Origin of the sequence: Tenacibaculum todarodis, from assembly GCF_001889045.1 — a bacterium.
Classification (GTDB): domain Bacteria; phylum Bacteroidota; class Bacteroidia; order Flavobacteriales; family Flavobacteriaceae; genus Polaribacter; species Polaribacter todarodis.
In genome coordinates, this window is the sequence record NZ_CP018155.1 from 2,033,706 (window position 1) to 2,048,135 (window position 14,430).

Consider the following 14,430-nt stretch of genomic DNA (forward strand, 5'->3'; position numbering starts at 1 on the left):
AACATTAAACATGAAAAAACTTAGTATTCTTTTCGCATTTATAATTTGCTTAACTGCATGCGAAACAACCAAAAAACCAGTTATTAATGCAGAGAAAAATGCAAAAGGAAACCTTGTTGGTTTAGCTAATAAAGAATCTTTTAATCAAGCGCCATATAGTTCTTGGTTTAATAGAAACTACGATAATTTTACACCAGATGCTACAGTTGTTTCAGAAATTAAAAAGAATCTAAAAGGAGTTACTATAAAAGGTTTTATGGGAACTTGGTGTGGAGATAGTAAAAGAGAAACACCTAAATTTTATAAGATTTTAGACCAAGTTGGTTTTAATCAAGATAAAGTTGAATTAGCAACAGTAAATCGTTCTAAAAAAACTCCAGATAACTTACAAGAAGGTTTAGATATTATTAAAGTACCGACTTTCATTTTTTATAAAAAAGGAAAAGAAATTGGTCGTTTTGTAGAATATCCTAGAGAAACTATAGAAAAAGATATTTTAAAGATAGTTTCTGGACAAGATTATAAACATTCGTACGCAAAGTAAAATATCTTAAAATACAGTATCTTTGCCTTTCAATTTTTTCAAAATGATAAAAGTAAAAACAAGTGAAGAAATCGAATTAATGCGAGAAAGTGCATTAGTGGTTTCAAGAACTTTAGGAATGCTTGCAAAAGAAGTTAAACCCGGAGTTACTACCTTATATTTAGACAAATTAGCAGAAGATTTTATTAGAGAGCAAGATGCAATTCCTGGTTTTTTAGGTTTGTATGATTTTCCTAATACACTTTGTATGAGTCCAAATTCTCAAGTAGTACATGGAATTCCGAATGACAAACCATTAATTGAAGGAGATATTATTTCTATAGATTGTGGTGCTATTAAGAACGGTTTTTACGGAGATCATGCATATACTTTTGCTGTTGGAGAAATTGCTGCAGAAACTCAAAAATTACTTGACGTTACCAAACAAAGTTTATACGAAGGTATAAGACAATTAAAAGTTGGTAATCGTGTTGGTGATGTTGGTTTTGCAATTCAGAATTACTGTGAAAAACACGGTTACGGAGTTGTTAGAGAATTAGTTGGTCATGGACTTGGAACTACAATGCATGAAGACCCAGAAATGCCAAACTATGGTAAACGTGGTCGTGGTAAAAAGTTTATAGAAGGAATGGTGGTTGCTATTGAACCTATGATAAACTTAGGAACTCAAAAAATTAGACAACATAATGATGGTTGGACAATTACTACGTTAGACAACAAACCTTCTGCTCATTTTGAACATGATGTTGCTATTGTAAACGGAAAACCAGAATTACTTTCTACCTTTAAATATATTTATGACGCATTAGGAATTACTTCTAATGAAGAAGATGAGTTTAGAAACGTATAATGATGAAGTATAAACATATAATTATCATATTTATATTAGGGTTTATATTAATTGTTTTAGGTGCACTTTTTAAAATTTTACATTGGCAATTTGCATCAGAATTATTAACAGTTGGTACATTTTTAAAAATCATTTCTGCAATCCTATTAATTTGGAAATTGCTAACTAACAAGAACTATAAAGATATTTTAAATCAATAAATGTCTTTATTCAAAACCATATTAAATACCATACCAAGACCATTTCTAATAAAAATGAGTTATTGGGTTCGCCCTACAATTGCTTGGTGGTTAAAAGGTGATAATTATACGGATCCTATTGATGGTAAATCATTCAAAAAGTTTTTACCTTATGGTTACGGAAAGCAAAGAGAAAACGCACTTTCTCCTTCGACTTTATCATTAGAAAGACATCGATTAATGTGGTTGTTTTTAAAAGATGAAACTTCTTTTTTTACTGCAATAGAAAAACAAAAAGTATTACATATTGCACCTGAGCAATGCTTTTTAGATATTTTTAGAAAACAAAAAAACCTAGAATATATAACGTCTGACTTAGAATCTCCAATAGCAGATGTAAAAGCAGATATTTGCGATTTACCTTTTAAAGACAACGAATTTGATATTGTTTTTTGCAATCATGTTTTAGAACATATTCCGGACGACACAAAAGCAATGCAAGAATTATATCGTGTTTTAAAACCGAATGGAATGGGGATTTTTCAGATTCCACAAGACATAAATAGAGCAGAAACTTTTGAAGATAATTCTATTACAGATCCTAAAGAACGTGCAAAAATATTTGGGCAATACGATCATGTAAGAGTTTATGGCAGCGATTATTTTGACAAGCTCAGGTCAATAGGTTTTAAAGTTGATGAAATTGATTACACAAAAAAAATCGCTCCAGATTTACTAAAACGATTTGCATTAATGAAAGGTGAAATTTTGCCAGTTTGTTATAAGCTTTAGTTGTTATTTTTATATTCAACTAAATCTCCATTTTTATTTACATACATTAAAATGGCTTTAACTTCCTTGTGTTCTTCTAAAAATTCTTTAGTTTTTTCAAGCCCCATTGCCATAAATGCAGTTGCATACGCATCCACATCTGCACAATCTAAAGGAGCGTAAACCGTTGCACTTAATAAATTGCTTTCTGTAGCAAAACCCGTTTTTGGATTTACAGTGTGTACATATTTCTGTCCATTTTCTGTAAGTCTAAATTTCCTATAGTTACCCGAACTTGCCATGGATTGATTATCCAAAGCTACAACATCTGCAAAACTTCTTGTTCCATCTGTATTAGGATTGTCAATTGCTACTCTCCAGATTTTGTTTTTAGCATTTTTACCTCTAGCTCTAATCTCTCCACCAATTTCAATTAGATAATTATGTAAGTTTTTACTTTCAAAAAAGCGTCCAATTACATCAATTCCATATCCTTTTGCAATTGAGTTAAAATCTAAATAAATTTCAGGAGTTTCTTTTTTAATTTTACCTTCAACCAAAGAAACTTTATCCAAACCTACAAGCTGCATCATCTTTGTAACTTGTAAACTATCTAAATTCTTCTTTTCATTTTTAGGCCCAAAACCCCAAGCATTTACCAAATTACCTACAGTTGGATCAAAATAACCGTTAGTTTCTTTGTGGATTTTAATCGATTTATGAAAAACCTCAGTAAAAAATTCATCAATAACAATGGTAGAATCACCAGCATTAATTTTTGAAATATCTGAAGTTGGTATATAAGTAGACAACGATTTATTAACCAATAAAAACAAACTATCTATTGATTTTTGATAACTCACATTAGTATTTAAATACGTTATGTTATAGGTAGTTCCAAAGACATTACCACTAATTTTTACCGAATCTAAATGATGTTTATCCTTACAAGAAAGAAGAAAAATACAAGAAAGAAGAAATACTAAATACGTGTTTTTCATTTTAGTTTTAATTGTGCTTAGCAAAGATAAATCATAAAATGCTCATAAAACTATGCTCTTTTGTCTTTTTTGTGCTTTGCTTTTTTTAACTTTGTTATTCACGTTAATTAGTATAAATGATGAAAAAAACAATTTTATTTATTGCGGTTGCAGTTTTAATGAGTTCTTGTAAATCTAACAAAGAATATGCTGCATTACAATCTAGATTAACTAGTAGCCAGCAAGAATTAGTAGATGTAAAAGCCAATTTACAAAAGTGCTTGATTGAAAAGAACGCTGGAACCTCTAATGTATCTGGTCTTGAAGGGAAAGTTGAATTATTAGAAAATCAGATTAAAGATTTAAAAATTGATAAAGCGCAATCTTTAAAACAAGTAGAAAACTTAACGGTTTTAACACAATCTGCAAGTGATAACATTAAAGAAGTTGTTTCTCAACTTAGCGAAAAAGATAAATACATTAACGGTATTAGAAGTGCAATGACTAAAAAGGACTCTATTAATTTAGCGGTTGCATTTCACTTAAAGAAAGAATTAGACGCAGGTATTCAAGATCAAGACATACAAATTGATGTTGAAAAAACGGTAGTTTATATTTCTATAGCTGATAAATTATTATTTAGAAGTGGTAGTTCTACCGTTTCTGAGAAAGCAAAAGCAGTTTTAGGAAAAGTTGCAAAAGTAGTTGCATCTAGACCAGAAATGGAAGTACAAGTTGAAGGTTATACAGATAATGTGCCAATTTCTTCAGCTAACGCAAAAGACAACTGGGATTTAAGTGTAAATCGTGCTACTTCTGTAGTTAGAGTTTTACAAAACGATTTTAGCATTGATCCTAAACGTTTAATTGCTGCTGGACGTAGCGAGTATGTTCCTTTAGAAAGTAATGATACTGTAGAAGGAAGAGCAACAAACCGTAGAACACGTATTGTTATCTTACCTAAACTAGAAGAATTCTTTGATATTTTAGAGCAAAAACCTGAGTAGTTTTTAGCTATTTTATATAATTTAAAACCTCGCAATCTGCGAGGTTTTTTTTCAATTTACAAGTAGTTTATCCGCTATAATTTTCACATTAAAAAAGAATAAGCTCACTAATTTTTAACATGTGTTGTTTAATCAACACATATCATTTATAAAATCACTTCAGAATTTAAACAAAAAGTAAACTAGGTATAAAATAATTTGTTTATGTTAGGAATCCTTACTAATTTTACAATATTGAAAATAAGGAATTTTACTAAATAGGTAGTAATTAAAATAATAAACATGAAAGGGATAATATTATTCATACTTATTATAGCTTCTAATGTATCTTTTTGTCAATTTAGGCAACCTGTTGTTATTGATGATGATGACCTTGAACATATAAAAAACATCAAAATTATTGATTTAAATAATGATAATCAAAAAGATATTATTGTTTCATACAGTAACAACTCGATTATATGGTACAAAAATGAAAATCTCAATTTTACTGAAATGCCTGCAATAACAAATTCTATGAACAAACCTGTTTATATAGATTATGCAGATATAGATGGAAATGGTTTAGAAGACCTTTTAGTATCAAATAGCGCTGACTTATCAAAAATACATGTATTTAAAAACATGAGTGATGGTACAAATTGGGAAGAAACCATTATAGATGAAAATATTCCTGCTGGTATATCAAGAAGTATGTTTGCAGATCTAGATAATGATGGAGACCTAGATATAATTAGTGCTCACGAAATAGATGTATCTATATACTTAAACACAGATGGTGTTTTTTCAAACCAAATAAGTGTAGCAAATAATAGTGAATACTATAACTTAGTTGTAAAAGATTATAACAATGATGGTTTTGTAGATTTCTTTGTGAATTCAGCATTTGGTCTTCAACTTTACACAAATAATCAAGATCTTACTTTTACATCTCAAATAATTACGAATGAACTACATGCTTTGTTAGAAACACATGATATAGATAATGATGGAGATTTTGATGTTTTTTATAGAGATAATTCGCAATCTGGTAATATAAAAACATTAAAGAATGATGGTGTTGGTAATTTTAGCCTTTTTCAGTCCAATAATTTTAATGTTGGAGTAGTACAAAACCCTTCTTTTAAATTTATAAATCTAGATGCTGATACTTTTTCTGAAGTTATCTATACTCCAATATCACCACAGGAAATTAGGTATAGAACTAATGATGGAAATGGTAATTTAAGCACACCAAACCTTATTGATTCTACATACGAATATTCCTATGTAACGGGAGGTGACTTAGATAATGATTCTGACAACGACATTGTTTGGTATGCACACAGTAATTTTGATACAAAACGATTAGGAATAATTGAAAATGAATTAATAACTCTTAATTTGCAAGATGAAGAAAGCCCCAGATTTAAATTTTTTCCAAATCCTGTAAAAGATGTTTTAACTATTACGAATTTACAAAACAGTAAAAATTTAACCATTAAAATATTAGATATTCAAGGAAGATTAGTTTACAAAAACAATGAAGTACCTAAATTTATTGTTACAACTAATTGGAGTGATGGATTATACCTTGTTCAAATTGACAACACCATATTTAAAGTACTAAAAAGCAGTAAGTAAATAACAAGATTTATAGTTATTATGCTGTTTTGCTAAAACACATTAGTGAAATCTACTCCAAAATCTTAAAAAAATCATCCAAAGCTATGTAATACGGTAGATCATTAAAAAACAAAACAACCAAATATTATACTTGGTTGTTTTGTTTTTTATATAAATTTTTAAATTTAATCTACCAACTCAAATCTATACCAAGCTATAGCTGTTGCGTTTGTTCCAGACTTATTCAATCTTATTGGACCAATCAATGAAGTTGCATCATTTGCTTTTTTTAAAGGCATAATAACATTCTCAGCGCCCGAATACATGTATCCTCCATCATCTATCAACCTCTTATCATGATACGCTTTATCAAAAATCATCCCTGAATTCGGATTTAATAAATACTGAATAACTACTTTTAAGTCTACATCAATATATTCCCAATTTACAAGTACAGTTGGATTTACATCTTTCTTTGCTCCTCTTTTTCTATGTGTGTATTCTTTTAACCAAGAATAAACTCTAAACTGTGAATTTACATCCTCTTTAAAAAGTGATGGTGTAATTGTAAAAGTTAGAGAATTGTTAATATTAGAAGGGTTATCTACTTTGTTTTCTTGTACAGAAATTATGTTGTTTTTACTCCCATTAATAACTTGATTTACATGTATTTTTCCATCTTCATTTTTAACACCAATTCTATTTGAGAACCTACGATATTCAGCTCTTTCTTTAATGCTTTGTTTGTTCATAGTTAAATCAGTGATTTCTCCTCTCTTTAACTTAAAATCAATATACTGTTGTAGGCCATACTTATCAGCTTTGGTTTTAGAATCTCTTGTATGGATGTTTTGAATACCTGTCAGTGTAACTTTTAATTTTAAATTTTCAGTTAATTTCGGAGTACATGTTCTAATATTCTGAGTAAATGCACTTTCCATTCCCAATCTATCATTATTTAAATTTCTTAATTCATAACTTATAGGTAATGCTTCCTCAGAATTTGATTGTAAACTATTAAAATAACTTTTAAGTGTTTCGTTTACATTAAGAGTTCCTGATTCAATTAAATTACCCAAAGCTCTAAAGTCATCTCCAGTAGTTCCTCCATAGAAAAAAGCTTTGATATTTAAGTTTTGATTTACTTTTAAACGCTCAAAACCATAGCTCATCTCTCCTCCTTGAAGTAACCTATTGATTTGTGATTCTAACTCTACTTCTTTTGAACTTAATTTAAATTTAGATTCAAGAATAATAATAACACGTCTTCCATAGTTAACTTTAGAAACATACATTAAATCTTTCATATTAATATTTGTAGGTTTCTCCTCAAAAAGTTGTTCAGCATTTAACGCATCAACACTAATACTAAACATATTTTGAAATAACTCTACTTTATAATAATGCCTTTCTTTTCTTTTATCACTACTAAAACCGACACTAGTTTCTAAACCTAATAAATTGTTTCTGTATTCACCAAAAACATCAAAACTTAGCTGATCTATGTTGTGTACTTCAGAATAATCAAAAGTAAAATTTGAAGCTACATTTCCATTTCTTTTTAATTTATTAACAGCTTCTTGCATTTCACTATTTTTTTCTGGATTTTCTATAGTTTGAATAGAACTTCCACTTTTAGATAAATTAGTAGAAATATTTATTGGTTGTCTTGGTAAAGTAATTGCCTTCCTGTTAAAATCTAAATAATCGACAACATTAAGAAGCACTCCAGGCTTAATCCAATCTGCTATACCTTGTGTAGTAAACTCTTTGAAAGAACTGCTATTTGCATCAATAGTTATAGATTGGTTTACACACTCAAAGCCTTCTTCAATTTCTTTAGAACCTACATCTGTTACTTTTGTTTTAACTTTATCCTCATAGTCTGTTGAAATAATTTTGATCCTCCTTTCACCATAAGTATCGGAGTTACTTGTAAAGTTATCTTTAACTTTAAATTCTTTCAAAAAAACAAGATTTGATTTTTTAAGTTTAATTAATTGTAACTTTTTATCTTTATTAACCTTTATCTTCAAAGGCTTCTTTTTAGTATTTACTTTTTTTATTTGCGCATTTGCTCCAATAGCAAGAAATAAAATTAAAATAACGGATAGTAAATTTTTCATAATTAAATCATTTAAAGTGTACAATAAATATACAATATACTGATTTACATATAATTATGAATAACACTTTTTAAAATTAGGGGAAAACACTTAATTTTAAAAATCTATAAAATGAAAGGAGTTTTGAACAAATAAAGATTTTTGTTCATTAAACAAGAGTAAAAACTTAAAGGATCTTTATAAAATCTTCAAAGGCTACATAATACGGCTGGTCTTTAAAAACTGGATTTTCTACACTTTCTGCATTTGCTAAACCAACGCCGGCAAACCATACTTTTGCGTTTTGCTTTTTGGCGTGTTCTTTAAAGGTTTCCATCCATAAAACATCGTATTCTTCTGGATTTTGAATATTTTGAGTTGCTTTTACTAAGACAAAAATAGTAGGTTCGCCTTTTTTAAATAATACAAATTGCGGATGTCTTTTTAACTGACTATTAATTGCCTGAAACTCATAACCCATTTCTTGCAATCTCTTACCAACAATATTCATTGCTAAGTTGTGCAATTCTTGTTCCGTTAAAATTTGCATTACTTTTTCTTGTTACGTTTGTTGTAGTTTTTGTCGCCACGTGTTTTTGGCTTCTTGTATTTTTTTGCAATTTCTCGCCTATAAGAACCTCCTAAATTAACTTTACTATTCTTTTCACTCTTCTCGTGAAATGCAGGTCCAGGAACATATTCTAATGAAGTTCTGTTTTTAGAAACCTCTCTTTCTTCCTTCGGACGTTCTTCTTCTGTAAGTTCTTTTGATATTTCTACCGCTTCTGGAAGTTCTAATAATGGAAGTTTATAATCCATTAATTCTTCAATTCTGGCTTTAGCTTCTTGTTCTTTTTCTGTTGAAAATAAGATGGTTTTTCCTTCTTTTTCCGCCCTACCAGTTCTACCAATTCTGTGCATGTAGTTTTCAGGAAAATGCGGTGTATCGAAGTTTATAACGTGGCTAATTTCATCAATATCTAATCCACGTGCCATAACATCAGTAGCAACTAAAATTCTGTTTTTACCTTCGTTAAATTGGTTTATAGATCGTATACGATAGTTTTGAGTTTTGTTTGAGTGAATAACACAAGCTTCTGAATTGTACGATTCTTCTAAACAATTAAAAATTCTATCTGCTGTTCTTTTATTAGGTGCAAAAACCAATACTTTATTAAATTCTTCTTTATCGTGTAATAAATAATTTAATAAGTTAACCTTTGTGTAGAAGTTAACAATATTGTACGATTCTTGCTTAATATTATCTAACGGTGTTCCGCTAATTGCAATCGATATTTTTGTTGGGTTTTTAAAGAAATCTACAATTAACTCGTCTACATCTTGCGTCATAGTTGCTGAGAACATTACGTTTTGTCTTCGTTGTGGTAACAAATCGAAAATGTTTAATAACTGAAAACGAAAACCTAAATCTAACATTACATCTACCTCATCAATAACTAATTTTTGTATTGTTTTTAGCTTTAAAACATTGCTTAAAGCCAAATCATACAAACGTCCTGGAGTTGCAACAATTATATCGGTTCCTTGCGCTACAGCTTGTTTTTGTGTGTTTATGTTTGTTCCTCCATAAACTCCTAAAACACGTAAATTAATATATTTTGATAGTTTTTCTATTTCATCTACAACTTGTATTACCAATTCTCTTGTTGGTACTAAAACTAATACGCGCGGAGATACTTGTTTAGAGAACGCTAAATCTCTAATAATTGGCATCATGTACGCAAATGTTTTTCCGGTACCGGTTTGTGCAATACCAACAACGTCTTTTCCAGATCTTACTACAGAAAAGGCTTGTTCTTGAATTGGTGTTGGATTGGTAAAACCTAAATCATCTACTGCATATTGCAATTGTTTGGAAAGGTCTAAGTCTAGAAAAGTTGTCATCAAAAAAACATTTTTGCAAAGGTACAACCATTATTTTGTATATTTAGTGAGCAAATCCTATAAGAATGAAGACACCTAAACGTTTAGAAGAGGCTTTAATTAAATTATACAATTCGTTTCATAATGATGAATTAAATCCGGAATGTTGCACGGCTTGTGCTGTTGGAAATATATTAGATAATTTTGATAGTTGGAAACATCTGTCTAACAGTCATGGTTCTTTAGAGCTAAGTTATGTTGGGCGTGTTCATGAGAACTTAGGAAGGAAATTTAATGGGTATTCTCCGTTGGAATTATTAGAAACTGAAAAGATTTTTTTGGAAGCCTGCGGATTTAAAACTCCGCTTTGTCATTACAATCCAAAACCTAAAAACCCAACTGATAAAGAAACTTTGTTTAATGGTTTGTGTGCTGTTGTTTCTCATTTATGTGCTTTAGACAACATAGCTAACGTGATGGATTATTCTAAGATTTTTGAATATGAAGAAAGGAATCCTGTTTATAAATTTGATGTTATTTATAGTTAATCTCTTACTTTACTAAATACGCCCGCGTTAGCGATTGAACGGTTTGTTTAAGCTCGTTGAGGAACGAAACAGCGAGTAGTGAAAGCGCGACCTGCAAGGTAACGCCCACATTTCGACTACGCTCAATGCACTATTCCTAATATGTTAAGCATAAAAAAACCGACACTTTCGTATCGGTTTATATCTATTTAATTTTTATTAAATTATTTTGATGGACTTATTGTTGCTGGCTCAACAGAACCGTCAAAAGAAGCATGATATTCTTCTAAAAGATTCATGGTTGCATTTAATAAATCTTTAGTTTCTATAAGAAGACCAAAATACAATGTTGTGTTTTTTGGGCTAGATTCTTCTGTTCTAGTTCTAGCTATTTGTTTTGTAATCTTTTCATTTACCAAATCAAAAATCTCTTTCTTTTCATTTAAAATAACGCCTATTTCTTCAAAAGATTCCGATTTAAATGCTTTTTCTATGTCTGAGAAAAAAGTTTCTAATTTGTCATCAATTTCTTTAAGCTCATTAATCTGAGTTGATTTTAAATTCTTATGATTATTATTAATGTGTTTATAACTAATCTTAGAAATGTACTCTAAAGATTGAGACATGTCTTGTAAATGACCTAAAATATTAATGTAAAATCCACTTGCATTTAAACTTGATGCATCTAAATTTTTAATGAAATAGGTAATATTATCTCTTAAATCATCAATTTCATCAGATAATTTAACAACTTGACTTTTACTCTTTTTAAGTAAAGGTAATTTTTGCTCTGCTAAACCAGCAACAGAATTTGTATAAATTCTATTGGTACGCTTAACTACTTTAGAAATGTTTTTAGCACTTTCGTGAATTACTCCTTGTACTGAACTACTTTCCGCATCACTTAAGCTATCTTCATCTTCTGTTTTTGTAGATTTCTTTTTATGAGATTTGTAGTTTCTGTATAATAAAATTACAGTTAATAAAAGTAAGATTGGAATAATAACACGTGGGTTAAAACTAATTAAAAAGACTACAGTACCAGCAGCAATAAAAGCGCCTAGTGCTGTACCAAACCATCCACCAATTACATTTAATACACCTGCAACTCTATAAACTGCACTTTCTCTACCCCAAGCTTTATCTGCTAAAGATGTTCCCATTGCAACCATAAAAGTTACATACGTTGTAGATAACGGTAATTTCATTGAAGTTGCAATTGCAATTAACACTCCTGCAACCATTAAGTTTACAGAAGCTCTAATCATATCAAAAGCGGGTGCGTCTATACTTTGACTTTTAGTCATTGTAAAGTTTGGCTTTTCAAAACTTTTACCAATTTTACTACTAAATGATGCCGGTATAATTGCAGAAAAGTAACTAGATAATTTTGTTGTTACTTTTACAACACCTCTTGAAAGGCTGTTTGGTTCAAATTTTTCATGAGTTTCTCCTTGACGAGAAAGACTTATTTCTGTTTCCGCAACAGTTTTTGCTTTTTTAGAAAACCATAGAGTTAATACCATAATAGTTCCAGCAATAAAAAGTAAAACTGGTTCTGCTGGTACTTTTTTCTCTAAAACTGCCATAGACATTGTAGAATCCATACCTCCAGCAACCCAAGCTTCATAAGAATGATAAGCTGCCATTGGCACACCAATAAAGTTTACTAAATCGTTACCAGAGAATGCTAATGCTAATCCAAATGTACCAACAGCAATAACAACTAATAGTACTGTCTTTTTAGTTAATTTTTCAAAAACGAAAGAAAATAAAACCCAAAAAGCAAAACTGATAAGTATAATATAGATTTCATTACCTGCTAATATTCCTTTTAATTCTTTGTAATAAGGTGTCCCTTTTAATCCTTTTAAGAAAATAAAATAAGTAATAGCTGTTAATGCTACACCTCCAAATAAAATTCCAAAGTTCTTTATTCTTTTTTCATAATTAAAAGTAAATATAACTCTGGAAACCCATTGAACCAACGCACCTACAGAAAATGCAATTACTACAGAAAGTAAAATACCAGATATAATTTCTATAGCTTTTGCTGTATTTATATAAGTTCCTAAATCTGCTAAAGTTTGTGTTTCTGAGTGACTTATTTTAATTAAAGACATTACTACAGCTGCACCTAATAAGTTAAATACAATAGAAACTGTAGTTGATGTTGGCATACCAAGTGTGTTAAAAAAATCTAATAACAAAATATCGGTAATCATTACAGCCATAAAAATTAGCATAATTTCTCCAAACTCAAATTGGGCAGGGACAAAAATACCTTTTCTGGCAACTTCCATCATACCACTTGAAAAAACTGCACCTATAAATATACCTAAACTAGCAACTATCATAATAGTTCTTAGTGAAATGGCTTTAGACCCAATTGCTGAATTTAAAAAGTTAATTGCATCATTACTAACTCCTACTATAATATCAGCAACAGCTAATACTATAATTGCGATTAACATAAATAAATAAATATTATCCATAATTTAATTTTAATTTTTTGCAAATATAATAGACATCCAATATTGCCTATGTTACGTTTGTGTTATGTTTGTGTATACTAAACATTTTAAAAAATCTTTAGTAAAGTTTCTTCAATTAAAAATGTACATCTACTTGTAACCTAAACATTAGCTCGTTTGTCTTATCAGATAAATCCAAATAACTAACATCTGTTTGTACTTTTAATTTATGACCAGCAATATATTTAGAAACCCCTAAAGTATATTGATTTTCTGCTCCTTTACCTGTAATATTTCTATCCCAATCTATATTGGTATACCTTCCTGAAAGCTCTAGTGTTTTAGACAACATATAACCAGATTGTAAATTTAATCCGTTACCAACTTGTACTTCTGCTCCCGTTAACGTTCCATCTGAATTTTTTGCTAAAGGATCTGCTGCATCTCTATTTGCAAATTCTCCCATAAAAGAGAATCCTTTATATTTAAACATAGCATCTACAAATACTGTAGAGATATTTGTTGAATAAAAACCAACATCATTTGTCATATAAGAACCTTGATTAGACCTATTCTTTACAGCATCGTTATTAAAATCATACGAAACTCCAACTGCAAGTTTTGGTTTCTTTTCAAATTTTAAATCACTTCCCTTATAATCTCCTTTGCTTGTAAAGTTACCGAATGGGTAAAACTCTAAACGAGTAGTATATTGATGTCCACCTAAGTTTCCTGATGTAATATTTCTACCTTCACCTTGTGCAATCGAGAATGCTTCTTTTACAATAAAAGTATCCGTAAGATTAAAATGGTGTCTTAATTGAAAGCCCATGTCTCTATCAATATTAAATCTACTGTTTAATAATGAACGATCTACTTGCTGTAAGTTTGCCGAAGAAATTACACGTTCTCGGTTTCCTGGCAATTTAGTTTGCCCAAACCATAATTCGAAATTTTGATAGAAATTCCATTTTACAACCGCATCTAAAATATATCTTGGCGCATTACTTGTAAATTCTGAAGCTCCAGAAATATCTCTATTAGACAACCCTAGCTCTAATTTATATTTTAATTTAGGAGAAAACGCGAATCCACCAAACTTTAAACGAGCTCTTCTTACTAAGAAAGAAGTTTCTGGATTTGTTAATCCATCGCTATTAGAATCCCATTGTGTTGTTGCTAAAAATTGCATTCTTGCACCAACATTCATTGACCAAGTACTGTCTTTTCCTACTAAATTAAACAATCCTTTCCCAAATTTTGGAGCGTTTGTTTCTTGAGCATTAGCGCTCAAGAAGGCAATCATACTTATCGTTATAAGTATTGATTTAAATTTCATAATTATTAGTTTTTGTCGCCGCAAATAACCAATAATTATGTTAAATTAATGTTAATCAAATATTATTAAAACAAAAAAAACTGCCTTGATGTAAGGCAGTTAAGTCATATAAAATAGTCGACAAAAACTAATTAATTTATAATGACATTTTAAATCTTAAAAGAT

General features: G+C 29.7%; 13 protein-coding genes. 7 read left to right on the forward strand and 6 right to left on the reverse strand.

Annotated elements, in window-relative coordinates:
- Positions 1-10 precede the first annotated feature (10 nt).
- The 4 genes from LPB136_RS09260 to LPB136_RS09275 are packed head-to-tail and all read left to right on the forward strand — an operon-like array spanning position 11 to position 2,365.
- Complete coding sequence (locus LPB136_RS09260; RefSeq protein ID WP_072556959.1) at positions 11-544, forward strand: thioredoxin family protein; 534 nt, start codon at positions 11-13, stop codon at positions 542-544.
- A gap of 43 nt (positions 545-587) precedes the next feature.
- Positions 588-1,394: a type I methionyl aminopeptidase gene (gene map / locus LPB136_RS09265; protein WP_072556050.1), complete on the forward strand. Its 807-nt coding sequence runs from the start codon at positions 588-590 to the stop codon at positions 1,392-1,394.
- A complete protein-coding gene (locus LPB136_RS09270) occupies positions 1,394-1,594 on the forward strand; it encodes a GldL-related protein (protein WP_237267371.1) in 201 nt (66 codons plus the stop codon). The genes map and LPB136_RS09270 overlap by 1 nt, the downstream gene beginning before the upstream one ends.
- Positions 1,595-2,365 carry a class I SAM-dependent methyltransferase gene (locus LPB136_RS09275; protein ID WP_072556052.1) on the forward strand — a complete coding sequence of 257 codons (771 nt, stop codon included), beginning with the start codon at positions 1,595-1,597 and terminating at the stop codon, positions 2,363-2,365.
- Here LPB136_RS09275 and LPB136_RS09280 read toward each other — a convergent pair.
- Entirely contained in the window at positions 2,362-3,345 is a 984-nt protein-coding gene (locus LPB136_RS09280; RefSeq protein WP_072556053.1) for an FAD:protein FMN transferase, read from the reverse strand. The two genes, LPB136_RS09275 and LPB136_RS09280, sit on opposite strands and share 4 nt — an antisense overlap.
- A 116-nt stretch (positions 3,346-3,461) precedes the next feature.
- Here LPB136_RS09280 and LPB136_RS09285 point away from each other — a divergent pair, with 116 nt between their 5' ends.
- On the forward strand, positions 3,462-4,331 hold the full coding sequence (locus LPB136_RS09285; RefSeq protein WP_335743859.1) for an OmpA/MotB family protein: 870 nt from the start codon (positions 3,462-3,464) through the stop codon (positions 4,329-4,331).
- 282 nt (positions 4,332-4,613) lie between these two features.
- Positions 4,614-5,954 carry an FG-GAP-like repeat-containing protein gene (locus LPB136_RS09290; protein ID WP_072556055.1) on the forward strand — a complete coding sequence of 447 codons (1,341 nt, stop codon included), beginning with the start codon at positions 4,614-4,616 and terminating at the stop codon, positions 5,952-5,954.
- Between the two features lie 167 nt (positions 5,955-6,121).
- Here LPB136_RS09290 and LPB136_RS09295 read toward each other — a convergent pair whose 3' ends face one another.
- From LPB136_RS09295 to LPB136_RS09305, 3 genes are all read right to left on the reverse strand, one after another.
- Positions 6,122-8,062: a thiol-activated cytolysin family protein gene (locus LPB136_RS09295; protein ID WP_072556056.1), complete on the reverse strand. Its 1,941-nt coding sequence runs from the start codon at positions 8,060-8,062 to the stop codon at positions 6,122-6,124.
- A 166-nt stretch (positions 8,063-8,228) separates the two neighbouring features.
- The gene (locus LPB136_RS09300; protein WP_072556057.1) at positions 8,229-8,591 is read right to left on the reverse strand and encodes a Na(+)-translocating NADH-quinone reductase subunit F; all 363 of its coding nucleotides are present in this window, start codon (positions 8,589-8,591) and stop codon (positions 8,229-8,231) included.
- Positions 8,591-9,946 carry a DEAD/DEAH box helicase gene (locus tag LPB136_RS09305; protein ID WP_072556058.1) on the reverse strand — a complete coding sequence of 452 codons (1,356 nt, stop codon included), beginning with the start codon at positions 9,944-9,946 and terminating at the stop codon, positions 8,591-8,593. The genes LPB136_RS09300 and LPB136_RS09305 overlap by 1 nt, the downstream gene beginning before the upstream one ends.
- Positions 9,947-10,011: 65 nt before the next feature.
- Here LPB136_RS09305 and LPB136_RS09310 point away from each other — a divergent pair, with 65 nt between their 5' ends.
- Entirely contained in the window at positions 10,012-10,473 is a 462-nt protein-coding gene (locus LPB136_RS09310; RefSeq protein ID WP_072556059.1) for a Na(+)-translocating NADH-quinone reductase subunit F, read from the forward strand.
- Between the two features lie 203 nt (positions 10,474-10,676).
- Here the strand turns inward: LPB136_RS09310 and LPB136_RS09315 are convergent, their stop codons facing one another.
- Both LPB136_RS09315 and LPB136_RS09320 read right to left on the reverse strand, forming a co-directional pair.
- Positions 10,677-12,947 carry an inorganic phosphate transporter gene (locus LPB136_RS09315; RefSeq protein ID WP_072556060.1) on the reverse strand — a complete coding sequence of 757 codons (2,271 nt, stop codon included), beginning with the start codon at positions 12,945-12,947 and terminating at the stop codon, positions 10,677-10,679.
- A 115-nt stretch (positions 12,948-13,062) separates the two neighbouring features.
- Complete coding sequence (locus LPB136_RS09320; RefSeq protein ID WP_072556061.1) at positions 13,063-14,265, reverse strand: porin; 1,203 nt, start codon at positions 14,263-14,265, stop codon at positions 13,063-13,065.
- Positions 14,266-14,430 lie beyond the last annotated feature (165 nt).